This is a genomic window from Agromyces sp. NPDC056523, assembly GCF_042794545.1.
Lineage (GTDB): Bacteria > Actinomycetota > Actinomycetes > Actinomycetales > Microbacteriaceae > Agromyces.
This window is the reverse complement of the sequence record NZ_JBHTTM010000003.1, coordinates 24,909-51,424: the sequence shown is the minus strand read 5'-3', so window position 1 is coordinate 51,424 and position 26,516 is coordinate 24,909. Positions and strand designations below refer to the sequence as shown.

The following is a 26,516-nucleotide window of genomic DNA, read 5'->3' as shown; positions in this document are numbered from 1 at the left end:
TCACCGTCGAGTGGATGTGCAGCGAGCATGTTGACGTCAACACGCCCGACGCCGACCCTACATGTTGACGTCAACACAGCGGAAGGGGTGGGGAGAAGATGACGCGCCGCCAGCTCGGCGTCGAACCCGCGCTGAACCCCGTGCCGTGGCGTGCGGTGACGAGGGTCAGCGCTCGTCGAGCTCCTGGAACAGCGTGAGCTGCAGGCCGGCGGGTCCGCGGAGCCGGGCGTTGACCGAGCGCCACGGCGTCTCACGAGCCGATGCTTCGAGCTCGGCTCCGGCGCCGACGAGGTCGTCGGCGACGGCGGCCGCATCGTCGACCTCGAGGGCGACGCGGAGCCGGTCGCTGCGCCCGCCGTCGGTCTCGACGCGGTCGATGAACCGCACCTGCGCGGGGTTCGACAGCTCGAGCGTCGCCCGGCCGGCGTCGAGGATCACGACCCGAGCGCCCTCGTCGCCGTCGTACGACTCCTGTTCGGGCATGCCGAGCACGTCGCGGTAGAACGCCACCGCGGCCTCGAGGTCGTCGGCCTCGACGACGAGCCGCAACTGCCGCACCCGACCCGGCCCTGACTCATCCGCCATCGTCCGCTCCCTCCGCCGCACCGCCGCGGAGCAGGCCCCGCAGCGTCTGGATGGTGTCGGCCTCGTCGGGCCGCTTGTCGTCGCGGTAGCGCTTGACCCGCGCGAACCTCAGCGCGATGCCGCCGGGGTATCGGCTCGAACGCTGGACGCCGTCGAGCGCGATCTCGACGACCGTGACCGGCTCGAGCCACACGGTGTGGGCGGTGCGGCGCGTCTCGATCTGCGGGAAGTGCTCGGTCTGCCAGCGGAGGAGCTCGTCGGTCAGCCCCTTGAACGTCTTGCCGACCATGACGAACGCGCCGGGCTCGCCGAATTCGCCGACCGGGTCGAGCGCGCCGAGGTGCAGGTTGGAGAGCCAGCCGGTGCGCCGGCCCGAGCCCCACTCGGCCGCGAGGACGACGAGGTCGTAGGTGTGCACGGGCTTGACCTTGATCCAGCTCGCCCCGCGCCGGCCCGCCGCGTACGGGGCGTCGACGCCCTTGACGACGACGCCCTCGTGACCGGCCGCGAGCGCGTCGCGGGCGACCCGCTCGGCGACCTCGGAGTCGTCGGTGATCTCGCCGGGGATGCGATGCGGCCCGGCCACGCGCTCGAGCTCACGCAGCCGGGCGGTGAGCGGCTCGTCGAGGAGGTCGCGCCCGTCGACGTGGAGCACGTCGAAGAACCACGGATGCAGCAGCACCTCGCGCGCGGCCTCGGCGCCGAAGCGCGACATCGTGTCCTGGAAGGGACGCGGAGCGCCGCCCTCGTCGAGCGCGAGCGTCTCGCCGTCGAGGATGAGGTCGCGCGCCGGCATGCTGTTCACCACCTCGACGACCTCGGGCAGCCGGTGCGTGATGTCGGCGAGGTTGCGCGTGAAGACGCGCACCGCGTCGCCCGAGCGATGCACTTGGATGCGGGCGCCGTCGAGCTTGTACTCGACCGAGGCGCGACCGACCTGCTCGAGCGCCGCAGCCGCGCTCGGCGCCGTGCCGGCGAGCATCGGCTGCACCGGACGCCCCACCACGAGCCCGACGGACTCGAGGTCGCCCGGCTCGCCGGTGAGGGCGATCAGTGCGGTCTCGCCGAGGTCGCCCGAGAGCATCGCGGCGCGGCGCACGACCTCGCCGGGGCGGTCGGCGGCCCGGGCGATCGCGTCGGTGAGCACGCCCCCGAGCGCCCCGGTGCGCAGTTCGCCGAGGATGACGCGGCTCACGAAGTCCTGCTCGCGAGCCGTCGCCCGCGTTCCGAACTCGCGCAGGATGCGAGCGCGCTCGGTCGCCGAGCCGGCACCGGACGCCGAGGCGAGCCGTTCGAGGGTGCCGTCGACGTCGAGGATCGTGAGCGTCGCGACCTCGGCCGGATCGCCCATCGCCCCGATGAGCCCGCGCCATCCGACGCCCACCCGCCCCTGGCGGGGCTTGGCGGTCAGGAAGCCGACTGCGGGCAGGATCTCGCCGGGCTCGAGTTGGTCGAGGAGCGCCGCGAGCGCGTCGACCTTCGCGAGGCGCGACCGCGTGGACGCGACCCGTTCGGCGGTGGCGACCAGCTCGTCGAGCAGCACTCGGCCAGTCTGGCACCAGCCGCCGACACGGTTCGGTCAGGCGCTCGGCGGCACTTCCGTCCCCACCGTGGTGCCGTCGGAGAGCACCTGCGAGATGAGGCCGATCACGTTGTGATCGGGATCGAGGAGGTACCCGCCCCGGCCGATGCCGGGCCAGTCGGTGGCCGGCAGCGACTCGGTCGCACCCAACTCGACCGCGCGCCGCATCAGGCCGTCGATGTCGTCGACGCCGACGACGACGTTGCACCCGTTGACGGGCGCGCCCACCTCGGGCGCGGGACCCTCGCGCTGGGTGAGGCCGCCGTTGATGCCCATGCCGGGCTGCCCGGCGGTGTTGCCGATCGCGCCCTCGCCGGTCTCGATCACCCAGTAGGTGTCGCCGTACTGGGTGAACTTCCACCCCAGCAGCTCGGAGTAGAAGTCGATGAGCCGCTGCGGCTCGGACGCGTGGATCTCGAAGTGCACGACGAGGTTGGCCATGATGCCTCCTTGGTTCGGCTGCCGCGGCGTGCATCGTCGGCACGGCCGCGCTCGGATGCGCCTCACGCTACGCGCGAGCACGGACATCGAGAAGGGTGCCGCCGACTTGACACGGCCGACTCGGAGGTCTGCAATATATTGCATGCCGCTCGATGACTTCCCCCGCCACCAGCTGACCTTCGGGCCCAGCCCGATCCACCCCGTCGACCGCCTCAGCGCCCACCTCGGCGGCGCCCGAGTCTGGATGAAGCGCGAGGACGTCAACAGCGGCCTCGCGTTCGGCGGCAACAAGACCCGCAAGCTCGAGTACCTCGTGCCCGACGCGCTCGCGAAGGGCGCCGACACGCTCGTGTCGATCGGCGGCGTGCAGTCCAACCACACCCGCCAGGTCGCGGCCGTCGCCGCGCACCTCGGCCTGAAGTGCGTGCTCGTGCAAGAGCACTGGGTCGACTGGCCCGACTCGGTGAACGACCGCGTCGGCAATATCCTGCTCTCGCGGCTCATGGGCGCCGACGTGCGCCTCTCCCCCGCGGGCTTCAGCATCGGCTTCCGCGAGTCGTGGAAGCAGGCGATCGCCGATGTCGAGGCGGCCGGCGGCACGCCGTATCCGATTCCGGCCGGGGCATCCGATCACCCGCTCGGCGGACTGGGCTTCGCCAACTGGGCGCACGAGGTCGCCGCGCAGGAGGAGGCGCTCGGGGTCTTCTTCGACACGATCGTGGTGTGCTCTGTCACGGGCTCGACGCACGCCGGAATGATCGCCGGCTTCGCCGACCTCGAGCAGAACTTCGGCGGCCGGCCGCGGCGCGTCATCGGCATCGACGCCTCGGCGACGATCGACGAGACCCGCGATCAGGTCGGCCGCATCGCCCGCGACACGGCCGAGCTCATCGGCCTCGGCCGCGAGTTGCGCGACGACGAGGTCACCGTGCTCGAGGGCTGGGCGGGCGACTACTACGGCATCCCCGTGGAGTCGACCGACGAGGCGATGCGGCTCACGGGCAGCCTCGAGGGCGTCATCCTCGACCCCGTCTACGAGGGCAAGTCGATGGCCGGCCTCATCGAGCTCGTGTCGAGCGGCGACATCCCGAAGGACTCGAACGTGCTCTACGCCCACCTCGGCGGCCAGCCCGCCCTCAACGCGTACAGCGCTCGCTACCACTGAGCGGTCCAGCCGCGCGCCCCCACCCCCTGGCTCCTCGGTTCACAGGAGATCCGGCGATGTGCCGGACGAAACCGCCGGATCCGTCCGGCACATCGCGGATTCTCCTGTACATCGGCGGCGGATGTCGCGGCCCGCGACCTTGCCCGCGCGGCATCCACGGTGCCAGCATGGGCGCATGTTGCGGCTCGTGGGGGCGATCGGGCTGGTCCAACTGGTGTTGGGCGTGCTCGGGCTCCGGAAGGCGCTCCGCGAAGGACTGGCCGGCGACGTGCCGGCATACCCCGTCAGGCCGGTCGACGAGATGCGGTCCCGCCACTGGCTCGAGGGCACCTCGCTCTCGGCACCGACGGTGATGCTCGTCGTCCAAGGTGTCGCGAGCACGTCGTTGCTCCTCGCACCGCGACCACCCGTGCTCGCCGCCCGCGTCCTCGGAGTGCTCGGGGCGATCATGTCGATCGGATACCCGATCGAACGCGTGTGGCGCGACTCGCTGGTCGCTCCGGATCGCACGCTGACACCGCTCACGCTCGGCGGGTTCCTGCTCGCCCTGAAGATGGCGATCCTCGGCTGGTCTGCGGGCAGCGGTCGCTGACGAGCGGATGTCGCGCCCAGCCGCAGCACCTATCCTCATCGGGTGACCCCGACCGCTCCCACCGCGTCGGCGACCGTGCTCGCCGGCAGCGAGTGGCGCGCCCGCGAAGCGGCGCACGCCGAGCGGGCCGACGCGCTGACCGCGGGCCATCGGGCGCGCCGGGAGCGCGGCGAGACGCATCCCATCGAGGACTTCCTCTTCACGTACTACTCCTACTCGCCCGGCGTGCTGCGGCGGTGGCATCCCGGCGCGCGCGTCGAGCTCGCGGATGCCGCGGGCACACCGCGCGCGGAGTGGCGCTGGTACACGCGCGGCGCGACATCCGCCGGCTTCACCGTCGACGTCGAGACGATGCTGCGCGAGAAGGGCGCGCAGCTCCGCGCGGTCGAGCGGATGCTGCGGCGCACCGCGTCGCGGCCCGGGCGGTTCGGCTGCTTCGGGCTGCACGAGTGGGCGATGGTGTACCGGCAGGGCGAGCACCGCCATCCGGTGCCGCTGCGCCTCGGCCAGGCCGCGACCGACGAGGTCGTCGAGGCGCACGACGTGCGCTGCACCCACTTCGACGCGTTCCGCTTCTTCACGCCCGACGCGGTGCCGCGCAACCGGTTCGCCCCGACGAGAGAGGACCAGCCCGAGCTCGAGCAGCCCGGCTGCCTGCACGCCGGCATGGACGTGTACAAGTGGGCGGTCAAGCTGGGCCCGCTCGTGCCGGGCGAACTGCTGCTCGACGCGTTCGAGCTCGCCCGCGACATCCGGTACCTCGACATGCAGGCGTCGCCGTACGACATGGCGCCCTGGAGCGGCGAGCCCGTGCGGATCGAGACACCCGAGGGCAAGGCCGAGTACGTGCGGCGGCAGCGTGCGTTCGCCGAGCGCGGCAACGCGCTGCGCGCGCGGATCCTGGAGGCGTGGCCGGGAGGCTGAGCGGGCAGCGGCCTTGCCTGCGTCGGTGGCTGGTCGTAGCGTCGGGTCATGGACGATCGGGAACGCGGGCGAGCCCTGCTCGATGAGATCGCGCCGGACTTCCTCGCGCGGACCGGCGTCGGATTCGGCCGCATGTTCGGTTCCGACGGGCTGTCGATCCGCGGCAAGTTCTTCGCCTTCACCTCGCACGCGGGCGACCTGGTCGTGAAGCTCGACCGCGACCGCGTCGGTGAGCTCGGCCTCGACAACATGGTCATGCGCGGCCGGCCGATGGCCGAGTGGGCGGTCGTGCCGCTCGCGGCGGGCGCCGACCGCTGGCGCGAGGTCGCCGAGGAAGGTCTCGCGTTCGTCGACTCCATCACGCCGAGATGAGCCGCTCGACGGGCTCCGGATGACGCGAACGTGCCAGAACGCCTTCCGCCCGCGGAGTCGGCGCGCGGTGTTAGCATCGCGCTCGACGGCAGCCCACGCGGCCGCCGATGCCGATCGCACCCGACAGGAGCCGCGCATGCCCGGACCCGATGACCTCGTCGCCGGTGCCCCGGCCTGGGTCGACGTGACCACGACCGACCTCGAGCGCACGGTCGCGTTCTACCAGGCCCTCTTCGGCTGGACCGCCGAGCACGGCGACGACCGCTATGGCGGCTACGTGACCTTCCGCCGCGACGGCGAGCGTGTCGCCGGCGCGGCGGTGCGGCAGGACTCCGACCCGGCGCCGCCGCACTGGACCGTCTACCTGCTCACGTACAACGCCGCCGCCACGAGCGAGCGCGTCGCCGAAGCCGGCGGCACCGTGCTGTTCGAGCCGATCGACATCCCCGAGATGGGCGTCATGGGCCTCGCGATCGATGCGACCGGCGCCGTGGTCGGCTATTGGCAGCCGGGCGGGCTCGCGGGGTTCGACGCGTTCGGCGCGGTCGACACGCCGGCGTGGTTCGAGCTCGCCGCGAGCGACTTCGACGCGGCCGAGCGGTTCTACGCGCACGCGTTCCACTGGAGCGTCGACCACGGCGAGGGCGAGCCGCGGTACGGCGTCTATACGCACGCGCATCGCAACTACGCGGGCATCCTCGATGCGAAGGACCTGCTCGGCGCCGACCTGCCGCCGTCGTGGAGCGTCGCGTTCGGCGTCGAAGACCTCGAGCGCGCGGTGGAACGAGCGATCGCCGCCGGCGCGACGCTCGTCGTGCCGCCGTGGGACCTGCCGGCGGGCCGGCGCGCCGGGCTCACCGACCCGACCGGAGCGTATTTCGTGCTCGCGTCCGACGCCGAAGGGGCCGTGTAGATGAGCGGCACCGCCTGGGACGTCCTCATCGTCGGCGGTGGCAGCGCGGGACTCAGCGCCGCGCTCATGCTCGGTCGTTCGCGCCGTCGCGTGCTCGTCGTCGACGGCGGCGAGCCGCGCAATCGCGTCGCGGGCCACATGCACGGCGTGCTCGGGCGCGACCACACCTCGCCGCTCGACCTGCTCGCCGCGGGCCGGGCCGAGCTCACGCGGTACGACGACGTCGTCATCGAGTCCGCGACCGTGGCGACGGTCACGCCTGCCGACGACGACGAACCGGCGTTCGAGGTCGTGCTCTCGTCGGGTGAGCGGCACACCACGCGCCGCATCCTCGTCGCCACGGGGCTCCGCGACCGGCTCCCCGAGATCCCAGGACTCGCCGACCACTGGGGTTCCGGCGTCGTCTCCTGCCCGTACTGCGACGGGTGGGAGGTGCGCGACCAGCGCATCGCCGTGATCCCGACGTCGGCGGCCAACGCGCACCAGGCGCAGCTGTTGCGGCAGCTCTCGTCCGACGTGGTGTTCCACTCTCACGGCGTTGCCCTGCCCGCGCCGGCCCGCGCCTCGCTCGAGGCCCGCGGCATCACGGTCGACGAGCGCGCGGTCACCGAGGTCGTCGCCGACGGCGACGGCCGCCTGCGCGCCATCCACTACGACGACGGAACCGAGCGCGAGGTCGACGTGATCTTCGTCGCGCCCCGCCCCGAGCCGAACGACGACGTACTGCAGCAGGTCCGGGCCCGGCGCATGCGCAACGACGGCGTGGACTGGGTGCTCGTCGACGAGGACGGCCGCACCAGCGTGCGCGGCGTCTGGGCCGCGGGCAACGTCGTGTCGGCGCGCGCGACCGTGCCGGGTTCGATGGCCGCGGGCAACACGGCCGGTGCCGCCATCAACGCCGATCTCATCGACGCCGACATCCGCGCCGCGGTCGCCGCGGCCGGCTGACGCGCGGCGGCCAACCACCTGGGCGATCGGGGGGTTCGCCGCATGTCGGCGCCGGCCGACACGTCGATACCGTCGGCGCATGACCGCCACCTCGACCACCAGCCGCGACGTCGACGCATCCGCTGAGCCGGCGGTCGACACCGTCAGCCGTTCTCGCGCAAACCGACGACTCGGGGCCCGCATCGGCTGGACCTGGATCCTCCTCACCTCGCTCGGCATCGCCGCGTTCGCGGTGGTGCCGTACCTGACCGCACCGCTGGCCGAGTCGTCCGGCGGCCTCGCCTCCTCGTACGATGGACGCCCGCTGCCGGTGCTCGTCGCCTTCTACGTGCACGTCGTCGGCGGCGGGCTCGCGCTCGTGCTGGGGCCGCTGCAGTTCTGGCGCGGCCTGCGCACGCGCCATCCGCTCGTGCATCGATCGATCGGCCGCACCTACCTCGTCGCGGTCGGCGCGGCAGCCGTCGCCGGCCTCGTGCTCGCGCCGGTGAACCAGGCCGGGCTGGTCGGACTGGTCGGCTTCGGGACGCTCGCCGTGCTGTGGCTGCTGACCGGCTGGCGGGGGTACCGCGCGATCCGGGCGAGGGATGTCGCGAGCCATCGGGCCTGGATGATGCGCAACTTCGCCCTCACCTACTCGGCCGTCACGCTGCGGATCTGGCTGCCGCTGCTGATCGTCGCGCAGATCCCATTCGCGGGGCCGGACGGATTCGATGCGGGTGCCGCCTTCGCGAACGCGTACGCGGTGGTGCCGTTCCTCGCCTGGCTGCCGAACCTCGTCGTGGCCGAGTGGCTGATCCGGCGCCGCGGCCTGCCGTCGTACCAGCCCACCGCAGTCGTCGCATAGCCGGGCGGCACGGCGACGGGCGCCCGACCTCCGGGAGAAGGTCGGACGCCCGCCGTGTCCCTGCACCGGGACGCCATCACGGCATCAGCGCGTCAACGCATCAGCCGCGACCATTCGCCGACGCAGCCGGCATGGTGAGGTTCAGCTGCAGCGTTGTGTCGAGCGCGATGTCGCGCGACGACGAGCCGACCGACACGGCGTACCGGCCCTTCGGCGCGACCCACTCGTCGGCGTCGACATCCCAGATGGAGAACGGCCGGTTGCTCGCCGCCGAGTCGACGACGACCTCGACGCGCGTGCTCTCGCCGGCGGCGAGCTCGATGCGGTCGAACCCGACGAGGCGCTTGCCCGGCTCGTCCGCGGCATCCGGCAGCGTCAGGTAGACCTGCGGGATCTCGGCGCCGTCGCGGTCGCCCGTGTTGGTGACCGTGAACGAGACCGTGGCCACGCCGCGCTCGCCCGTGCGGTCGCGGTCGACCTTCACCTTCAGGTCGGAGTAGTCGAACGAGGTGTACGACAGGCCGTGGCCGAACTCGAACAGCGGCTCGATGCCCTGCTCGTCGTACCACTTGTAGCCGACCTCGAGGCCCTCCGTGTACTCGACCTGGCGGATCTCGGTCGAGCCCGCAGGTCGGACCGTCGAGCCGTCGGAGAAGACGCCCGGGTACTGCTCGGGCGACTGCGCCGTCGGAGTGTCGGCGAGCGACGTCGGGAACGTCATCGGCAGCTTGCCCGACGGGTTCACGTCGCCCCAGAGGAGGCCCGCGAGCGCCGGACCGAACTGCTCGCCCGAGTGCCAGGCGTGCAGCACGGCGTCGACGTCGTCGATCCACGGCATCTCGACGGCGCTGCCGGCGTTCAGCACGGCGACGGTGCGGTCGGATGCCGCGGCCACCGCCTCGATGAGCGCGTCGCCGTTCGCGTCGAGGTGCAGGTCGGCCAGGTCGGTCGTCTCACCCATCGTGTAGTGGCCGAAGACGATCGCGACATCCGCCTGCGCCGCGACCGACGCCGCCTGCGTGAGGTCGGCGCCGTTGCTGTACAGGACCTCGCCACCCGACTGCTCGACGCGCTCGGTGATGCTCGTGAGCGGATCGGCGATGGCGTCGCAGTTGAGCGCGGTGCCGCGAATGAACACGAGGTACCACGCGCAGCCGGTCTTGGCGCTGACGCCGCCGGTGGCGGTCTTCGACGCCGTCTGGCCGATGACGGCGACGGTGGGCGCGTCATCCGCCAGCGGCAGCACGTCGTCGTTCTTGAGCAGCACCGTGCTCTGCTCGGCGATGTCGCGGGCGAGCGCCTTGTGCTCGGCGGTCGACACGTTCGGAATGGCGGTCGCGGGGACCGGGTGGTCGAACAGCCCCTTCTCGATGTAGGTGTGCACCACGTCGAAGGCGGCCTGGTCGATCTGGTCCTGGCTGATCTCGCCGGCGGCGAGGGCCGCGTCGAGGCGTGCCGGGGTGTACCAGACCGGACGGTTCAGCTCCTGGTCGAGGCCGGCGTCGAGCGACGCGACGGTCGAGTGGACGGACCCGAAGTCGCTCATCACGTAGCCGTCGAACCCGGCCTGCTCGCCGAGGCTCGTCGTGAGGATCGGGTTCTCGCAGGCGTACACGCCGTTGACCTGGTTGTACGAGCACATGACGCTGCCCGGGTCGGATTCCTTGACGGCGATCTCGTAGGGCAGGTCGTAGACCTGGCGCAGGGTGCGCTCGTCCATGTTCGACGAGCTCTCCTCGCGGTCGGTCTCCTGCTCGTTCGCGACGTAGTGCTTGAGGTTCGCGACGACCGGCTTCTCGGCGTTGCCCTGCTCGAGGCCGCGGACGTTGGCAGCCGCCATGAGCCCGGAGAGCAGCGGGTCCTCGCCGAAGTACTCGGAGCCGCGACCGGAGAGCGGCGTGCGGCCGCTCGCGATGCCCGGGCCGAGCACGACCGCGCTGCGGCTGTCGAAGGACTCGCTGCCGTGCGCGATCGCCTTCTCCTCGCCGAGCTCGAGGTTCCACGTCGAGGCCACGGCGATCGGGCCGGGCCAGGCGGTCGTGCCCGCCTTGCCGTAGACGCCGTCGGGTCCATTGGCGTAGATCACGACCGGCGTGCAGGCGAGCTGGGCCGGGTAGACGACGGGCGCCTCGCCGGTGAAGCCGGCGGGCCAGGTGGTCCGGGTCGGGTCGTTCGCCGGCTGCTCCACGAGCCAGCGGTACTTCTGGTGCTGCGAGCTCGCGTCGAGGAGCGCGTTCGCTCGCTCCTCCGAGCTCGCGGTGGTGTCCATCCACGGCACCGTCGAGCAGTCCTCCGCCGCGGCCGGCATCCCGGCCACGGCGATCATGCCGCTCGAGGCGATGACCGCGCCGGTGACGAGCGCCGCCAGGCGCCGCCGCGATCGGGCTCGCGGCCCGTCGTGCATCCGGCTCATCTGCATCGTGTTCTTCCCTCTCCGTCGAAGGTGGATCGCGAAGCGACGCCGGCGTAGGTATCGGCGTCGCGAGATTTGTAGACCGATCTACATTGTAGACCGATCCACAGTTTGGCACGTTTCAAAAGTCGCCCGCAAGCCCCATGACGATGTCCGGCCACGAGTCGCCCGCCAAGCCCATGACGACGGACCCCACCCTCCGATTGGGTCTGCCCGGCATCATCCGTCATGCTCGAAGCATGCGCCCTACCGCATCGCGCCTCCGCCTCACCGCCCTCGCGGCGCTCGTCGCCGTCGCGCTCGCGGCCTGCGCGGCTCCGGCCGCCGAGGAGCCGCCGGCCGATCCGGAGGCGCAGCTGAAGGCCGATCTCGCGGAGCTTCCCGGCGTGGCATCCGTCGAGATCGGCGGCATGGAGCCCGCCGACGAGAACCCCCGCTACACGACCGTCACGTTCGACGCCGGCGCCGAGCGCGACGACGTGCTCGCGACGGCCGAGCAGGTGCCGGGCATCGCCGCCGGCCTCGAGTGGGAGGACCCGATCACGCTCACGGCCGACGCGCCCGAGTCATCCGCCGCCGCCGAAGCGACGTTCGTCGAGCCGTGGTGGTCGTTCGAGATCACGCCCGAGACGGATGCCGCGACCGCACGCGGCACGGTCGGCGGCCTGCTCGACGCGGCCGAGGTCGACGGCGTCGTCGGACTCGCGTTCATCGACGGCTGGCCGTACGCTGCCCTGCTCGAACCCGACCGCGTCGCGGAGCGCTTCGACGCACTCATGGAGACGGCGCTGTTCGCCCAGGGCGGCTCGTTCGCGCTGCGCTCGGAGCAGCCGCTGCTCCGCTTCTCGCACCTCGAGGGCGTGACGTCGCGGAACCTCATCGACGAGCTCGTCGCGATCACGACCGAGTACCCGCACGCCGAGGTGCTGCTCGAGGGGCCGCAGCATCCGAAGCTCTACATCGCGCGCGTCACCACGGCGGAGGCCGAGACGATCGCCGGGCGCCTCGTCGACCCCGACCTGCGCGAGGGCGTCGAGCCGGGCGACGGCGCGCTCCCCTGGCAGATCACGTCGCCCGACGGCGACGGCTCGGGGTTCTGGGAGGGCGAGGTCGGCGCGGGCTGAACGCGCGCCGCGCCATCCGTCACTCGACGATCTGCACGTACACGCGTTCGTAGGCGCCCGCGTCCACCGCCACCGTTCCGGCGTACGGGAAGTCCATGTCGGCGGTCACGAAGATGACGAGGCCGATGAAGAGCGCGAGCAGGCCCGCCATGAGCAGGTGGAGGCGCTTGCCCTCGACGGAGATGAACCCGACCAGGATGGCGTTCACCGCGGCGCCCACCCAGATGACGACCCAGATCAGCGTCGGCAACGAGAGCGCGGTCGCATCGATCCGCTCGCGGCGGGACTCGATGAAGACGTCGAACGACTCGAGGACCTGCTTGTACTCGGCCTGCTCGCTCAGCGTCTCGGCCTCGAAACTGTGCATGATGTCCTCGATCGCATCGACCTCGTCGAGGCTCGCGTCGGGTAGCACGCCCTCGCGCTGCATCGGGAAGTCCTCCTCGATCACGGCGACCGTGTAGTCGTCGATGAGCTCGCGCATGGGCTCGCCGATGTCGTCGGGCAACGCGGTCGTGGCCCGGTAGAGCGCGCCGATCTGCCCGGCCTCCTCGACGGTCGCGTCACGCGTGGCCGCGTAGTTCTCGTACACCGACACCGCGACGAGGGCGAGCAGGATGCCGAAGAACATGCCGAACGTGCCGATCACGTGGCCGAGCGTGCGGTCCCACTCCCTGCGGTCCTTGACCAGTCGCTTCACCAGCGGCCGCAGCGCGAGCACGATGAGGCACGAGATCAGGACGAATCCGCCGACGAAGAGCGGCAGTGTGATCCACACGCTGGTGTTCACCAACCAGTTCACGCCGCCCCTCCCCCGCGGATCAGCGCCGCGGGGCGTGCGCTCGCCCCGCGATGCGCCACAGCCTAGGACCGGAGCCCTGCCTCCGCCAGACCCGTGCGGCTGAGCGGTCGACCGGCCTCCCCGCGCGGGGCTCAGTGCGCGCCCGCATGACACCCCGGACGGCCGCGCCCTATGCTCGCGCCATGAACCGCGACCCCGCCGCGCGCCATCCGTCCCTCCTCGCCGATGCCGCGCTCGCGCTCGCGGCACTCGGCGCTGTTCCCGCGATGCTCGCCGGCGTCGTCGGCGTGTTCAGCGGCACCGTGCCGAGCTACGCGGAGGAGTGGTACGGCGGCCCGCTCATCGCCCTCGGATTCCTGCTGAGCGTGGGTGCCGGGCTCGCCGCGGTGCTGCGCGGCTCGGTGTGGGGCGCGATGCTCGTGGCCAGCCCAGCGATCTTCGTCGTGCTCGCGAGCCTGCTCGGCGGGGGGAATGAGCCGATGTGGGCCGCGTGGCCCGCCATCCCATTCGTCATCGTCGGTCTCGTGATCGTGTTGGCGACGACGCGCTCGCTCCCGCAGGAGAGGTGGGTCGCTCCGGCGCCGACGAGCGAACGGGCGGCGGCGGATGGCACCGCACACGCGGCGGACGAGCCGGTCACCGTTCGGCGGATCGCCGGACGGGACCCGATCGAGCCGCCGCCCGGCATCGGCGTGACCGAGGTCGAGGTCGGTTCGGGTGCCGACGATCCGACGTCGACCCGCGCGCCCGACTGAAGGGCGCTACCTGGCGCGCAGACCGTCGAGCGCCAGGTCGACGACCCGCTCGCGCTGCTCGGCCGTCGGGAACGCGACGCCGGCGACGCCGGCGACCAGGCGCACCGCGTCGTCGATGCCGATGTCGGCGCGGACGACGTCGGCCTCCTGGGCGTTCCGGAGCAGCGGCTCGCCGGACTCGTACATGACGTTGCGGCAGGTCTTCAGCAGCTCGGAGTCGCGATTGAGCCCCTCGAGCAGCACGCGCTTGCGGCTCGCGTAGTCGGCGAACCGGCGCAGCCATGCGGCGAGCGCGTCGAAGGGCGGTGCATCGCCGAGGCCGTCGGCGAACGACGCGACCCCGGCCACCTCGTCGAGGTAGACCGCCTCGACGAGCGCGTCGCGGGTGGGGAAGTTGCGGTACAGCGTGCCGATGCCGACACCGGCCCGCCGGGCGATGTCCTCGAGCGACGCGTCGACGCCGTGCTCGGCGAACGCATCGCGGCCGGCTTCGACGAGGGCGTCGAAGTTGCGGCGCGCGTCGGCGCGCGTCGGGCGCCGGGCGTCGAGCAGCGCGCTGAGCGCGGGGTCGGTCATCACACCTCACTTGCGAAGTGGAGGCTGCCTCCGCTACTCTAACCGGAGGCAGCCTCCGATCGGAGACTCCCTCCAGTATAAGCCCGGCAGTCTGCCCGGCACCTGAATGGAAGGCGCAATGCCACCCACCCGTCTCACCTTCATCGCGGTCGCCACGAGCTTCACCGCGGTCGCCAGCCTCCAGTCGCTGATCATCCCCGTCCTCTCCGACATCGGCTCCGACATCGGCGCCGACGCCGTGGGCCAGACGTGGATGCTGACCTCCTGGCTCATCGCCGCCGCGGTGGCCACTCCCCTGCTCGGCCGCGCCGGCGACCTCGTCGGCCGCCGCCGCATGTACCTCCTCGCGCTCGGCGCGGTCGCCGTCGGCTCGGTCCTCGCGGCGTTCGCCCCGAACCTCGCCGTGATGCTGATCGCCCGTGTGCTGCAGGGCCTCGGCGGCGCGGTGTTCCCGCTCGGCTTCGGGCTCGTTCGCGACGCCTTCCCGCCGCAGCGCCTCGCCGGCGCGATCGGCGGACTCTCGGCGATCATGGCCGTCGGCAGTGGACTCGGCACGGTGATCGCCGGCCCCGTGTCCGCGGCGATCGGATGGCGCGGGCTCTTCGCGCTGCCGCTCGCGCTCGCGCTCGGCGGGCTCGCCGTCGGCGCGCTCGGCCTGGCTCGGTCGTCGAGTCGCTCCTCCGGACGGATCAACGTGCTCGCGGCCGCGCTCCTGTCGGGTTGGCTCATCGCACTGCTCCTGCCGCTCAGCTCGGGCAACCAGTGGGGCTGGGGTTCGCCGCTCGTGATCGCCCTGTTCGCGACATCCGCCGTGCTCGCCGCCGCCTGGGTGACCGTCGAGCTCCGCTCGCGCAACCCGCTCGTCGACATGCGCGTGATGCGCCTGCCCGCGGTGTGGACGACGAACGTCACCGCGCTGCTCACCGGCGCCGCGATGTTCGGCGTGTGGGCGTACCTGCCGCGCCTCGCCGAGACGCCGGCCGCCAGCGGCTACGGCCTGGGCATCGACGCGAGCGCCGCCGGCCTGATGATGCTGCCCATGCTGGTCACGATGGCATCGGTCGGCTTCGTCGCCGGGCCGCTCAGCCGTGTGCTCCCGTTCTCGGCGCAGCTGACGATCGGCGCCTTCCTGTCAGCGGCCGCCGCACTCTCGATCGCGCTGTTCCACGGCGACATCCTGCTGCTCGCCGCGGCGGCCGCGGTGCTCGGCCTCGGCACGGGGCTGGTCACGTCGTCGACGCCGAACCTGATCGTGCGGAGCGTTCCCGCCGACCAGGTCGGCATCGCGACCGGCATGAATGCGAACATCCGGACGATCGGCGGCGCCATCGGCACCACGGTGTTCGCCGCCGCGATCGGCGCGAGCCTCGGCGCGGGCGGGCTGCCGTCGGAATCGGGCTACGTGTCGGCGTTCGTGATCGGCGCGGTGCTCGCGGTGATCGGCGGGCTCATGCCGTTCCTCGGCCGGAGCCGCCCGGCGCGTCCCGCGGCTCGCGCGATCCGGGTCGTCGAGTCGCCGCTCGAGGAACTCGCCGAAGCCGCCTGACCCCTGGTCGTCGGCGGCGAGTCCGCGGCCGCCTATCGGGTCACGTGCGGCGGATGGCGCGACGCGCCGTTCAGGCGCCGGGCGCCGCCGCCTCGAGCAGCGCGATGCGCTGTCGCGCGTGCCGCTCGCTCGGCGAGATGCGCCCGAGCACCCGCTCCCCGGTCGCGAGCACGAGCCGGGTGAGGGTGATCGCGGGCCACCACGGTCGTCGAAGGCCCAGCAGGCGGCGGTACCGCGGGTCGAGCGACGCGACGGCGCCGCCGAAGAGGATCGGGTAGAGCCATCCGGTCAGCCCCGGAAGCCCCGGCCTGCGGATGAACCGCACGGCCTCGGTCACGCGCTCGTCGACCCTCGCGCCGCCGATGAACGCGTCGAGCTCGGCGTGCAGGTCGGCGACCGTCGTCGGCGGCTCCTCGACGCCCATGAGCCGCCCGGCCTGCGCCCACTCGCGCACGTAGGCGTCGGGCCCGCCGGGGATCGGTCGGCCCCACACCTGGTGCGCGCCGATGAAGGCCTCAGTGAACGCGTCGTGGACCCAGCGCAGCAGGTCCTGGTCGTTGGCGGCGTACGGGCGCGTCTCACCCGCGACATCCGTGTAGGTGCCCCGCACCCGCCCGTGCAGGCGCGTCACGAAGGCGCAGGCCTCCGTCGCCTGCCGACGGTCGCCGAACGTCGTCGTGGCGACCCAGCGGATGGTGCCGTCGAGGCGTCCGAGCGGATCCTCGCGGTACCGGGAGTGGTCGTGCACCCCCGCCATCGCGCCGGGGTGCAGGGTCTGCAGGAGCAGCGCGCGGATGCCGGCGACGAGCGTCGGGAGCGCGCCGTTGACGGCCCACACGGCGCTGCCGGGACCGAAGAATCCGGCGTCGTCGCCCTCGGCGAGCGCTCGCGTCCACGCCGGGAGCTCGTCGTCGGGCTGCGTCGAGCGCCCCCGAACGCGCACCCGAGCACGCGGCGTCGCGCGGCGCGACTCGGTGGTCGACGAGGCCATGCCTCCGACCGTAACCCGCTCAGGCGGCGGCGTGGCTGACGATCCGCCGCGAACGTCCGCTCGCTACGCTGTGGCCGTGACGTCGACGTCGGAACACCGCCCAGCGGCCCACTGGGCACTGCGCGCGACCTGGGCCGCCGTGGCGATCGCGGCCGGGCCGGTGGTCATCGTCGCCGAGCTGTTCCACGGGTTCGGCGCGATCGGCATTCCGAACGCCCACCCCTGGGCCGAGCCGCTCGCGCTCGTCGCCATGCTCGCCAGCTTCGGCGCCGGCATCGGCGCGATCGCCCTCGGGGGCCGCTGGTGGACGGCCATCCTGGTCGCCTCGCCGGCGATCTGCCGGGTACTCATGTACTCCGGCGGCGACAAATGGGCGCTGTTCGCACTGCTCGCCACCCCGATCATCGCGCCGCTCGGCGTGGTCCTCGCGATGACCCCGCGCCGCGACGACGAGGACGACGACGCCGACGCTGACCGGCAGGACCAGGCCGACGACGCGCCCGGTGCTACGCCGGGAGCTCCAGCGTCATGAACACGCTGTGTGGATCGAGGACGTAGTCGCCGAAGGGGCCGCACTCGCGGAAGCCGTACCTCGCGTACAGCCTGCGCGCCGGGCGGAAGAAGTCCTGCGACCCCGTCTCGAGGCTCACGCGACGGTACCCGCGGCGGGCCGCCTCGGCGAGCACGTGTTCGAGCAGGCGCGCACCCAGCCCGCGACCGCGGGACGCGGCATCCGTGCGCATCGACTTCAGTTCGCCGTGCTCGGGGTCGAGCTCCTTCAGGGCGACGCAGCCCAGGATGTCCCCCTCCTCCGCGATCGTCCAGAACGTGACCTCAGGCACCTCGAGACCCGACACGTCGAGCGCGTGCACGCTCTCGGGCGGCGAGGTCGCGAACATGTCGTCGAGGTGGTCGCGGAGCAGGCGCAGCACGCGCTCGTCGGCGAGGTCGCCGCGGTCGATGGTGATGGAGGCGGGGGTCGTCACCCCTCCATTCTCGCGAAAGGTCGCCGGGCGCCGAATCCGTCACGCCGGCCGCACCGGCTGGCGCAGCACCGTCTTCAGCTTCTCGGGCGCGGTGCGGCGCGGGTCGCTGAGGTAGATCTCGTGGTGGTCGCCGGCGAAGGTGAGGCCGTGCTGCGGCATCCACTCGTCGTGGAGTCGTGCCAGCGTCGGCCCCTCGTCATCGTAGGAGCCGAGGTACAGGATCTGGACGGCCGACCCCTCGTGCAGTTCGCGCAGTTCGACGAGGTCGAGCGCCGGCCGGTCGCCTTTCGCGCGGGCGGCCGCGATCGCGTCGGCGACGAGCGCGTCGCCGATCCAGTCGGGCTGCGCGATGAGCATGGTCCAGTCCCATGCCGACTTCTCGCGGGTCACGAAGGTCGCCGGGTCGTCGGCGCGCCAGAGACCTTCGAGCGGACCGACGACGAAGTCGCGCCCGAGCTGCTTCTTGCTGCGGAACTTGACGGCGTACGCCACGGCGTAGAGCGCCTCGACCGCTTCGGCGTACGCCGTCGCGGTGTTCGGGTCGCCGTGACCGTCGACCGCGAGGTACCGCATGGGCGGCACGTCGACGAGCGTGAACTCCCGCGCGGATGGCGCATACAGCTCGCGGTATATGCGCTTGAGGTCGACCTTCTCGTCGGGCATGGAGGCAGGCTACGCCCGCCCGCGGTCAACGGGCGACCGGAAGGGCGACGACGCCAGATCAGCCGAGCGCGGCGATCGCGTCCGCAACGAGCTGCACGACCGAGTCTTCCTCGCTGGCTTCGGGGGTGAATCCCATTCGCAGCACGACGAGCTGCTCGGACGGCACGATGAGCATCTTCTGCCCGTCGTGCCCGGCCGCGTAGTAGGTGTCGGCGGGCAGCTCGGGCCAGCGCAGCGTCCCGTCGGGCATCGTGTTGGTGCGCCATCCCATGCCGTAGCCGGGGTCGTCGGTCTCGGCGACGTCGGTGACGGTGAGGCTCTGCAGCATCCAGTCGCGCGGCAGCAGCTGCTCGCCGTTCCACTCGCCGTTCTGCAGCGCGAACTGCCCGATCGCGACCCAGTCCCGCGGGGTCGCCCACACGTACGACGAGCACACCGGCGTGCCCGAGGCATCCGGTTCGAGCACCGCCGACGTCAGGCCGAGCGGGCCGAGCAGCTCTTGCCGCGGCAGGTCGGCGCCGACGCCGGTGCGTTCGGTGAGGATGTCGCAGAGCAGCGTCGTGCTGCCGCTCGAGTACAGCTGCACCGAGCCCGGCTCGTGCACGAGGGGCAGGCTCGCGACGTAGTCGCCCATGTTCGGCTCGAGGTAGAGCATGCGGGTGATGGGGGTGCCGAGGTCGTACGTCTCGTCCCACTCGAGGCCGCTCGTCATGCGCAGCAGCTGCTCGATCGTGATGTCCGCGCGGTCGTCGGTCCACTCGGGGCGCAGGTGGTCGTCGTCGAGCGAAACGACGCCCTGCTCGACGAGCACGCCGGTGAGCAGGCTCGCCACGCTCTTCGACATCGACCAGCCGAGCTGCCGGGTGTCGGCGTCGAACCCGTCGGCGTAGCGCTCGGCCACGAGCTCGCCGTCCTTGACGATCACGACCGCGCGGGTGCCGAGCGCCCCGGCCAGGATCTCGTCCTCGCCGCCGAACGCCGCGGCCATGGCCTCGTCGAGGGCGGGGTTCGGCGTCGGCGCCGGCGCGTCGGTGAACGGGTTGGCCCCGGCGTCGATGGCGGATGCCGCGCCGAGGTCGGGGCGCGACGGGGCGAGCGTGCAGCCGAAGCCCTCGGCGTACCAGGCCTTCTGCCGAGCGAGCGCGCCCAGCAGCGACGCGGCCGTCGGGTCGCCCGACCCGTCGACACGGAGGTACGGGACGAGCGGGTTCGGCGGCAGGTCGGTCGCGGGGTCGTCGCGGCCGGCGACCTCGGTCACGGCGCAGGCGTTGTGCGCCGCGTATCCGGTCCCGGTGAGCAGGATCGGCTGCTGCCACAGGTAGACGCCGGTGAACGCGGCGATGACGACCAGCACGAGGACGGCGACGACGGCGACGACGCGGCGGAGGATGCGCACCAGCGGATGCTAGCAGCGCGCGGCGCGGTCATTGTGTCGCGCGCCCAGCCGGAGGATCCTGAACCCATGAGCGAGCGCGACGAGTTCCTGGCCTGGGTGCAACGCGACCTTGTGGGCGCCGAGCGGGCGATGATGAGCGGCGACGACGGCCCACGCCGGGCGATCTGGTCGCACATTCCGCCCGTGAGCGTGCTCGGCGCCTGGAAGAACGCCGTCGGGCGCGAGGAGCTGGTCGAGGCCTTCGAGGTGCTCGCGGGCAGCTTCTCGGACTGCACCGACTGGAACCTCCAGCTGATCTCGTACGACGTCGTGGGCGACATGGCCTACACGGTCGGCTTCGAGCGCATGACGGCGTCGATCGACGGCCGGCCGCGCACCTTCACGCTGCGCGCGACGCAGGTATACCGCAAGGAGGACGGCGACTGGCGCGTCGTGCACCGCCACGCCGACTCGGTCTCGGTGTAGCAGGCTCGATCACCACTCCTTGATCATCCCGGTGACGCTCTCGATGACCAGCTTCTCGTTGTCGAACGCGCCGTGGCTCAGCGCCTTCGCGCGGAATCCGGGCAGCGCATCATCCCCGGTCGGCGAGAGCACGACGCGGTCCTTCACGATCAGGTAGGTGCGGGTCTCCTGCAGCAGCGCGGACTTCTTCAATGGCGACGCGAGGACGCGCTTGAGGTCGTCGTCCTCCTTCGCGGACAGGTAGCGGGACAGGCCGATCAGCGGGACCAGCGCCGACTTCTCCTTGGCATCCCGCTCGAGCGCCCCTGAGACCAGGTAGAGCAGGGAACGCGGGTAGACCGCGCCGGCGACCCGGTCGGCCCGTTCGCTCGTATCATCCATCGTGAAGATGCGCAGCCGCTCCACCATGGGCTCGGCGAGCGCGAGCGTCTCGGCGAAGTGCGTGGTGGTCGCGGCGGGTGCGAGCAGCACGACCTGGAACTTCGTCGTCTCGGGCAGCGGCGTCTCGTTCTCGCGCCGTCGGCGCGCGACATCCCGCAGCAGGTTGTCGATGAATACCGCGCCCGTCGAGTGGCCGACGAGCGAGATCTTCACGCTGCCATCGTCGGGCAGGTGCTTCGCGAGCGCGTCGAGGAACAGGCGACCGCCGCGATCGCCGCCGGCCTTGAAGGTGTCCTCGGTCTCCTTCTTCATGGCGTTCCAGAGGGCGCCGCCGACGTCGCCGACGTAGAAGACGCGCAGCAGCTCGTCCACGACGGTCGGGTACACCCCGGCATCGGTTCCGTCGCGGAACCGGGCGACGACGGCGTTGAGCACCTGGAACGCCTTGCGGGCGAGCGCGATGATGCTGAGGCCACCGCGTGCTCCGCCATCCGCCACCCCCTCGCCGATCTCGTCGAGCACATCGTCGTCCATCCGGGTCGGCTTGGGCGGCACGTCGGGCACGCCGCGCGAGCCCTCCTGGTTCATCGGCTTGTCACGAGCGGCGAACGCCCCGGCGAGTGCCTTGTTCAGTTCGGTGTCGATCTGGATGTCGCGGACGAATGCCTCCTCGTCGGCCTTCGAGAGTTCCGCGGTGTGAGCGGTCGACTCGTCCGCGAAGGGTTCCTCGCCCGTCTCCGGAGCCTCGATGCGCCGCCGCTGCGCGAGCTGATCGCGCACCTCGCCCTCGGTCGGCAGAGCGGTGCCGCGCCCGCCTTCCGGTGCGCGGGCCTTGCCGACGGCCCACGAGACGACCCGCCGCAGGAGCCGCTCGAAGAGATCCTCCTTGGCGATTTCGAAGAGGTTGTTGCGGATGATCTCGAGCCACCCCGATCGCCAGACGAAGAAGACCGGGTACGCGCCGACATCGGTGAACTCGGCGCCCAGCCGTTTCGCGGTGGTCGTGCCCGCTGCCTCGGGCACGAGCCCGCCGTGGAAGTACACGACGATGCGGCCCTTCTCGACGGCGGCGCGGACCATCTCGTCGATGTCGGCAGCGGTCAGGTTCTCGAGCTCGCCGTCCTTGCCCGTGCGGATGATGTGTTCGGCCATCGTCGGTCCCTCCCCCGGTGAGTTCCGGCCGCCGTCCGGCCGGCTGTCCTGCGGCGCGTTCGGCGCGCCCTACCCGTACAGTTCTGCAAGGCTGCGCTCCACGAGCGCGGTCGGCACCTCGAGCCGGTTCGCGATCTCCTCGGCCCCGAGCTCTTCGGCAGCGTCGCGTACCGGCAGTTCGAGGCGCGGCGCCGCTTCGGCGACGACCTCCTCCACCCGGCGCATGACGGTGGGCGAGACCGGCTCGGACATCGTCGGCGGCCCGGGGGGCGGCGCCGGCATCATGGGAAGCTCCTCGAAGCCGCCGGCCCCGCCGTCGGCGGGCCGGAACGCCGGGATGTACAACGCCTCCTCGGTCGCCCACCGCTGGCGCGACGCGCGCGATGCGACGAACGCCTCGACCTCGAGCGGACGCCACAGCAACCAGGGGCGGCAGGCATACTGCTCGCCCGCCGCGGTCTCGACGACCGAGCCGGCGGGGATCACGTCGGGATCGTCGCGGTCCGCGGCGAGCAGGATGTCCATGCACGCGCTCAGCATCGGCGGAACGTCCGATGAACCGGTGACCCCGCTCGCAGGGACCGCCCGGCCGAGCGCGAGGACGTCGGGCATGTCGCCGAGCTCGTCGTGCAGGCGTCCGACCGCGGCCGCCAGGCGCGGGCCGACGCGCTCGTCGGATGCCGCGTCCGCGTGCGACGCGAGGGCTGCCGCGGCGAACAGCTGCGCGGTCAGCGGCGTGCGGGCGCCCAGCATCCGATTCGCGTCCTCGAGCAAGCGACGCCGGGCTCCGCGTCGGAGGATCGAGAGTGCGAGCTCGACGGTCTCGGTCTGCGGATTGCCGTCCTCGTAGGCGCGCGTCCGCGCGAGGAAGTGCATCGACATTCCCGCGACATCCGGCCCGCTCGCGCCCTGCGGGACGAATACGAGCGTCTTGCGATCCGCCGCAGCCCACAGCGTGTGCTCCGCGGGCTGCGTGCCGGTCCGCTTCCATCGCACGCGATAGGCGCCGGGTTCGAGGTCGACGCGCCATCCGACCGCGCGTGGCGACCTGCGGCGTCGGACCTCTTCGAAGCGCGGCGCAGGGAGCACGATGGGCGCGCCATCCCAGTCGGAGATCTCCGGCGACTGCTCGAGCGGCGCCATGTCGTGGCCCTTGAGTCCGCGCAGCACGATGACGAGCGCGGACGTTCCGACTGCCGGTCGCGCCCGGCTGAGTTCGCGTGCGAGGTCGCCGTGCGTCTCGTTCGCGGTGGGAAGCCGGTAGACGGGCGCCGCCGGCACGAGGGGGACGTCCAGCGCCACCGGTTCGTCGCTGCCGGGTCGCACGAGGAGGTCTCGCGAGACGCTCGCACCCTCGAGCGTGCTCACGACCGTGTACGCACCGGGCGCGAGCGAGGCGTTCACGTTGCCGACGCCCGAGGCCTTCGGCACCGGCCGTAGGTACGCGTCGAGCACTTGGATGTCGGCCCCGGGCGAGGTGATCCGAAGGTGGCCGCGCTTCTCAGAGGGAGACATCGCGCCCCTCCCCGGTGATCGTGAACACGCCGTCATCGGCGAAGCCCGTGGTGTGCATCGGCTTCCCCGCGTGCTGGACGTACCAGGTGCCGTCGTACAGCCAGACGGTCCACGGGCCGTCGGCGATGTCCCAGACCTGGGTCGTGCCGTCGGGTGCGACGAGCTCGACCATGCCTCGCCGTCGGCGCCGGAACGCGATGACGACCTTGCGGGCCTCGCGACCGGGCGGAGCAGCGGGGCCGCCGTTCGCCGCTGGCTCGGCGACGGAGCGCTCCGGTCCGAACCTGAGCGTGCCGCTCAGCACGGGTTCCGGCACCGACTGCTGGCGGCCCGATCCGAGCCCCGCGGTCCGATCGGTGACGATGCGTCGCGCGTATGCGATGAGCGCGTCGCTCGTGACGTATCCGGTGTCGGGGTCGGCAGCAGCGCCGCCCAGCCCCTGCATCAGGGCGTAGCTGAAGTGCCCGCGCCATTCATCCGGGTCGGATGTCGCGTCCTCGAACGACAGCTCGCCCGCGCTCGTCGCGAGCGCGAGCAGGAACCGCACCGCTTCGGGAGCCCGTCCGGCGCGGCCGAAGCCGGGCGAACCCGGCTCGGCGAGCAGCTCGAAGCCGCGGCAGCAGTCGGCGAAGATGCACACCTCGGCGAACAGCCCGTCGCGGCGGAACCAGTCGAGGTACCGGCCGAGGTCGAGGTTCGTGGGGCGGTCGAGCTCCGCCTTGGCGTCGAGCAGGGCGGCGTCCCCACCCCCGGGCATGATGCCGTGGCCCGCGACGAAGAGGTACAGGCGCGAGGTCTTCCGCAGCTCGGATCGCTGCTCCTCGGGCGCCGCGTCGAGCTGGGAGCGGAGCGCCTTGTACGACGCCCACAGCGCGTCGTCGATGACCTCCTTCGTGGGCCGTGCCTCGCCGAGGTTCTTCGGGAACGGACGCTGCGTGATCACGCGCTGCACGTTCGCCTTCGGGAGCCCGCCCTGGCCGGGATCGGTGAGCCACGCCGCGAACGCGCGCGCGTCGGCGACCGGTCCCTTCAGCGCGGCGTAGCCGCCCGGGTACCGGTTGATGCCCACGACGACGCCGTAGTGATACGGATTCGCGTGCTCGGCCATCGCGGCCCTCCCCCCGGAGCACCTCGGCCCTCCGTGGGCGTGGGAACCCTGCGGCACGCGAAGCGAGCCGAGTGGTTCACCGTCCCAGCGTGAGCCGACCTCACTTGGGCTGAGCGTACTGCCGTGGAGCGGTGCGGCTCCATCCCCCGTTTCGGTGGGATCTTGCACGCGCGGCGTCGCCCCGCGTCGCGGGCGCAGACTCGCGCGCTCAGCGGCCGAGCAACGCGTTCAGCCAGCCGGGGCCGGCGATGAGGGCGTCGATGTCGACGAGCCGGGCCCGTAGGCCGCGATCGGCGGTGACGACGAGCACTCGAGCACCGGATGCCGCGGCGTCACGGGCCGAGTCCACGATGGCGTCATCCCCGGCCGCCGGAGCCCGCACGACCTCGACTCCTTCGGGAGCGGTGGCCGCCTTCGCCGCGCCCTCGATGACCGCGACGACCCGCTCGATACGGACGCGGCCTTCGCCCCTCCAATCGGCGTCGGCGTCCGCGTCCGTATGTGGCCCGTCGACCTCGCGGTCGACGAGGTCGGGCAGGCCGGCGAGCAGCCGGGTGGCCGCGCCGGCGCGATCGCGCCACCAGCCGTCGGGGCGCGAACCCATGACGTTCGCGACGTCGACGACCACGACGACCTGCTGCGCCACCGTCACCCCTCGCGGAGCGGCAGCACCGCGCCATCCGTCTGGCACGTCGCGCAGTACTGCGCGGTCGCGCTCCCGAACGTGAAGTCGCGGATGGTGTCGCCGCACCGCGGGCAGGGCTCGCCCGCGAGTCCGTGCACGCGCATGGCCGCGACCTTCGCGCCCTTCAGCTGGTCGATCGGGATGCCGCGGCGCGCGTCGATCGCGGACCGGATCTCGTCGACCGTCGCCTGGTACAGGCGGGCGCGCTCGTCGTCGGCGAGCGCCGCCGCGTGCCCCACGGGCGACACCTTCGCCGCGTGCAGGATCTCGTCGGAGTACGCGTTGCCGATGCCCGCGAGGGACTCCTGCTCTTGCAGCACCGCCTTGACCTGCTTGCGGCGGCCCACGGTGGCGGCGTCGAAGTCGGCCTGCGAGAACTCGTCGGCCGCGGGGTCGGGGCCGAGCTTGGCGACGGCGGGGACCTCGAACGGATCATCGACGATCCATCCGCCGAGCGAGACGAAGTCACCTGCGTCGGTGAGTTGGAGCGTGCGCCCGTCGTCGAACGTGATCTCGACGAGCGCCGGGGGCGGCGGTTCGTCGCCGCCCGCGGCAGGGTCGGGGGACGCCGCGCCCTCGGCCCAGCGCGCCCACCCGTGCCGACCGAGCGAGACCACGAGGTGGCCCGCGTCGCCGGCGAGCGCGAGGTCGATGAGCTTGCCGTGCCGATTCACGCCCGCGACCTTCTCGCCGACGAGCGACGTCAACGGTCGTGCGCGCGTCTTCGTGACACGGAACTCGACGACGTCGACGTCGGTGACCGTACGACCGGTCAACGCGCTGTCGAGCTCCTCGGCGAGGATCTGCACCTCGGGCGACTCGGGCATGCGGCCAGCATCGCACGACCCTCCGACGCCCGGCCAGCCCTCGACTCAGTGCTCCGCGGCTCCCCACTCGAACCCGTCGGGGTCGACGAACGGGTCGCCGGCACCGTCGATGCGGATCCGATGCGAACCGGAGCCCTCGGATGCGATGCCGGCCGACTTGGCGAGTGCGCGCCGCTTGTAGAGGCCGAGGCCGATGGGGCTCGACGGCGTGGCGAAGTCGACGTAGCTGCCGAAGCTCTTCGCGACCTTCAGCCCACGGTCGACGTAGAACTTCTTGCTGGCGCCGACGTCCTCGACGCCGAGCAGCAGCACGAGGTGCTCGAACTCGCGGCTCGCCGGAGCGGTGTCCTTCTTCGTCGACGTGGCGAGGTTCCAGATCGCGCCATCCGGTGCCTGCACGACCCCGCCGAAGCCCCAGAGCGACTTCGTGAGCGGCGTGAGCACCGTGGCGCCGGCGGCGACCGCCGCCTCGAAGAGCGCGGTCACGTTCGCCGGCTGCGATGCGACGAGCGACATGGTGAATCCGCGGAAGCCCTCGCTCGCGGCATCCGCTGCTCGCGTGCGCACCCGAGCGTCGAGCCCGAACGCGTCACGGTAGAAGGCGGCGGCGGCCTCGGGATCGGCGGCGTCGAGCGTGACGGAGTCGATGGAGGTGATGGTGATGGAGTCGGTGGTGTTCATGTGCTCGACGGTAGGTCCGCGGGGTCGACTGGCGCTTCTCGATTCGTGATCGATGCGGACGGCCTCGGGCCGAAGGACCCGACC

At 72.1% G+C, this 26,516-nt stretch carries 28 protein-coding genes; 12 read left to right on the top strand and 16 right to left on the bottom strand.

All coding sequences use genetic code 11. From position 1 onward, the window contains the following. Positions 1-165: 165 nt before the first annotated feature. The 3 genes from ACFQ58_RS11130 to ACFQ58_RS11120 are packed head-to-tail and all read right to left on the bottom strand — an operon-like array spanning position 166 to position 2,608. Positions 166-585 carry a VOC family protein gene (locus ACFQ58_RS11130; protein WP_376951174.1) on the bottom strand — a complete coding sequence of 140 codons (420 nt, stop codon included), beginning with the start codon at positions 583-585 and terminating at the stop codon, positions 166-168. After that, entirely contained in the window at positions 575-2,128 is a 1,554-nt protein-coding gene (locus tag ACFQ58_RS11125) for an ATP-dependent DNA ligase (RefSeq protein ID WP_376951173.1), read from the bottom strand. Before ACFQ58_RS11125 ends, ACFQ58_RS11130 begins: the two co-directional genes overlap by 11 nt. 36 nt (positions 2,129-2,164) lie before the next feature. Continuing rightward, complete coding sequence (locus ACFQ58_RS11120) at positions 2,165-2,608, bottom strand: VOC family protein (RefSeq protein ID WP_376951172.1); 444 nt, start codon at positions 2,606-2,608, stop codon at positions 2,165-2,167. 142 nt (positions 2,609-2,750) lie between these two features. On the opposite strand from ACFQ58_RS11120, the gene ACFQ58_RS11115 reads away from it, so the two are divergent. From ACFQ58_RS11115 to ACFQ58_RS11085, 7 genes are all read left to right on the top strand, one after another. Next, positions 2,751-3,773, top strand: coding sequence for a 1-aminocyclopropane-1-carboxylate deaminase (locus tag ACFQ58_RS11115; RefSeq protein ID WP_376951171.1), 1,023 nt, complete (start codon positions 2,751-2,753; stop codon positions 3,771-3,773). 175 nt (positions 3,774-3,948) lie between these two features. Further along, a complete protein-coding gene (locus tag ACFQ58_RS11110) occupies positions 3,949-4,365 on the top strand; it encodes a hypothetical protein (RefSeq protein ID WP_376951170.1) in 417 nt (138 codons plus the stop codon). 42 nt (positions 4,366-4,407) lie between these two features. After that, positions 4,408-5,289: a 3-methyladenine DNA glycosylase gene (locus ACFQ58_RS11105; RefSeq protein ID WP_376951169.1), complete on the top strand. Its 882-nt coding sequence runs from the start codon at positions 4,408-4,410 to the stop codon at positions 5,287-5,289. Positions 5,290-5,337: 48 nt separating this feature from the next. Next, complete coding sequence (locus ACFQ58_RS11100; protein ID WP_376951168.1) at positions 5,338-5,661, top strand: hypothetical protein; 324 nt, start codon at positions 5,338-5,340, stop codon at positions 5,659-5,661. A gap of 136 nt (positions 5,662-5,797) precedes the next feature. Continuing rightward, positions 5,798-6,574, top strand: coding sequence for a VOC family protein (locus ACFQ58_RS11095; protein WP_376951167.1), 777 nt, complete (start codon positions 5,798-5,800; stop codon positions 6,572-6,574). Further along, positions 6,575-7,522: an NAD(P)/FAD-dependent oxidoreductase gene (locus ACFQ58_RS11090; protein ID WP_376951166.1), complete on the top strand. Its 948-nt coding sequence runs from the start codon at positions 6,575-6,577 to the stop codon at positions 7,520-7,522. 79 nt (positions 7,523-7,601) lie between these two features. Then, a complete protein-coding gene (locus tag ACFQ58_RS11085; RefSeq protein WP_376951165.1) occupies positions 7,602-8,366 on the top strand; it encodes a DUF2306 domain-containing protein in 765 nt (254 codons plus the stop codon). A gap of 100 nt (positions 8,367-8,466) precedes the next feature. On the opposite strand, the gene ACFQ58_RS11080 is transcribed toward ACFQ58_RS11085, so the two are convergent. After that, positions 8,467-10,779, bottom strand: coding sequence for a glycoside hydrolase family 3 C-terminal domain-containing protein (locus ACFQ58_RS11080; RefSeq protein WP_376951164.1), 2,313 nt, complete (start codon positions 10,777-10,779; stop codon positions 8,467-8,469). Positions 10,780-11,018: 239 nt separating this feature from the next. Between ACFQ58_RS11080 and ACFQ58_RS11075 the strand changes: the two genes are divergently transcribed. Further along, entirely contained in the window at positions 11,019-11,903 is an 885-nt protein-coding gene (locus ACFQ58_RS11075; protein ID WP_376951163.1) for a hypothetical protein, read from the top strand. 19 nt (positions 11,904-11,922) lie between these two features. Here the strand turns inward: ACFQ58_RS11075 and ACFQ58_RS11070 are convergent, their stop codons facing one another. Next, positions 11,923-12,705, bottom strand: coding sequence for a DUF4239 domain-containing protein (locus ACFQ58_RS11070; RefSeq protein WP_376951162.1), 783 nt, complete (start codon positions 12,703-12,705; stop codon positions 11,923-11,925). A 182-nt stretch (positions 12,706-12,887) separates the two neighbouring features. Between ACFQ58_RS11070 and ACFQ58_RS11065 the strand changes: the two genes are divergently transcribed. After that, positions 12,888-13,460, top strand: coding sequence for a hypothetical protein (locus ACFQ58_RS11065; protein WP_376951161.1), 573 nt, complete (start codon positions 12,888-12,890; stop codon positions 13,458-13,460). A gap of 6 nt (positions 13,461-13,466) precedes the next feature. On the opposite strand, the gene ACFQ58_RS11060 is transcribed toward ACFQ58_RS11065, so the two are convergent. Then, positions 13,467-14,036: a TetR/AcrR family transcriptional regulator gene (locus ACFQ58_RS11060; protein ID WP_376951160.1), complete on the bottom strand. Its 570-nt coding sequence runs from the start codon at positions 14,034-14,036 to the stop codon at positions 13,467-13,469. Positions 14,037-14,154: 118 nt separating this feature from the next. Between ACFQ58_RS11060 and ACFQ58_RS11055 the strand changes: the two genes are divergently transcribed. Beyond that, positions 14,155-15,582 (top strand): MFS transporter, encoded by a 1,428-nt coding sequence (locus tag ACFQ58_RS11055; RefSeq protein WP_376951159.1) that lies wholly within the window; start codon positions 14,155-14,157, stop codon positions 15,580-15,582. 70 nt (positions 15,583-15,652) lie between these two features. On the opposite strand, the gene ACFQ58_RS11050 is transcribed toward ACFQ58_RS11055, so the two are convergent. Next, positions 15,653-16,573: an oxygenase MpaB family protein gene (locus tag ACFQ58_RS11050; protein WP_376951158.1), complete on the bottom strand. Its 921-nt coding sequence runs from the start codon at positions 16,571-16,573 to the stop codon at positions 15,653-15,655. A 76-nt stretch (positions 16,574-16,649) separates the two neighbouring features. Here ACFQ58_RS11050 and ACFQ58_RS11045 point away from each other — a divergent pair, with 76 nt between their 5' ends. Then, a complete protein-coding gene (locus ACFQ58_RS11045; protein ID WP_376951157.1) occupies positions 16,650-17,105 on the top strand; it encodes a hypothetical protein in 456 nt (151 codons plus the stop codon). On the opposite strand, the gene ACFQ58_RS11040 is transcribed toward ACFQ58_RS11045, so the two are convergent. From ACFQ58_RS11040 to ACFQ58_RS11030, 3 genes are read right to left on the bottom strand one after another with little or no spacing between them, the layout of a single operon-like run. Continuing rightward, positions 17,080-17,559, bottom strand: coding sequence for a GNAT family N-acetyltransferase (locus ACFQ58_RS11040; protein WP_376951156.1), 480 nt, complete (start codon positions 17,557-17,559; stop codon positions 17,080-17,082). The genes ACFQ58_RS11045 and ACFQ58_RS11040 overlap by 26 nt on opposite strands. A gap of 39 nt (positions 17,560-17,598) precedes the next feature. Beyond that, entirely contained in the window at positions 17,599-18,222 is a 624-nt protein-coding gene (locus tag ACFQ58_RS11035) for a GyrI-like domain-containing protein (RefSeq protein ID WP_376951155.1), read from the bottom strand. Positions 18,223-18,280: 58 nt separating this feature from the next. Next, entirely contained in the window at positions 18,281-19,618 is a 1,338-nt protein-coding gene (locus ACFQ58_RS11030; RefSeq protein WP_376951154.1) for a serine hydrolase domain-containing protein, read from the bottom strand. A 66-nt stretch (positions 19,619-19,684) separates the two neighbouring features. Here ACFQ58_RS11030 and ACFQ58_RS11025 point away from each other — a divergent pair, with 66 nt between their 5' ends. Further along, complete coding sequence (locus ACFQ58_RS11025) at positions 19,685-20,083, top strand: nuclear transport factor 2 family protein (RefSeq protein WP_376951153.1); 399 nt, start codon at positions 19,685-19,687, stop codon at positions 20,081-20,083. 9 nt (positions 20,084-20,092) lie between these two features. Here the strand turns inward: ACFQ58_RS11025 and ACFQ58_RS11020 are convergent, their stop codons facing one another. The 6 genes from ACFQ58_RS11020 to ACFQ58_RS10995 form a co-directional block, all read right to left on the bottom strand. Then, positions 20,093-21,616, bottom strand: a complete 1,524-nt coding sequence (locus ACFQ58_RS11020; protein ID WP_376951152.1) for a hypothetical protein — start codon at positions 21,614-21,616, stop codon at positions 20,093-20,095. 69 nt (positions 21,617-21,685) lie between these two features. Then, entirely contained in the window at positions 21,686-23,131 is a 1,446-nt protein-coding gene (locus ACFQ58_RS11015) for a hypothetical protein (RefSeq protein ID WP_376951151.1), read from the bottom strand. Then, positions 23,118-24,239 (bottom strand): caspase family protein, encoded by a 1,122-nt coding sequence (locus tag ACFQ58_RS11010; RefSeq protein WP_376951150.1) that lies wholly within the window; start codon positions 24,237-24,239, stop codon positions 23,118-23,120. The genes ACFQ58_RS11015 and ACFQ58_RS11010 overlap by 14 nt, the downstream gene beginning before the upstream one ends. A 208-nt stretch (positions 24,240-24,447) precedes the next feature. Next, entirely contained in the window at positions 24,448-24,885 is a 438-nt protein-coding gene (locus ACFQ58_RS11005) for a hypothetical protein (RefSeq protein WP_376951149.1), read from the bottom strand. Positions 24,886-24,887: 2 nt separating this feature from the next. After that, positions 24,888-25,751, bottom strand: a complete 864-nt coding sequence (locus tag ACFQ58_RS11000) for a DNA-formamidopyrimidine glycosylase family protein (RefSeq protein ID WP_376951148.1) — start codon at positions 25,749-25,751, stop codon at positions 24,888-24,890. A gap of 45 nt (positions 25,752-25,796) precedes the next feature. After that, a complete protein-coding gene (locus ACFQ58_RS10995) occupies positions 25,797-26,432 on the bottom strand; it encodes a VOC family protein (protein WP_376951147.1) in 636 nt (211 codons plus the stop codon). Positions 26,433-26,516: the final 84 nt, after the last annotated feature.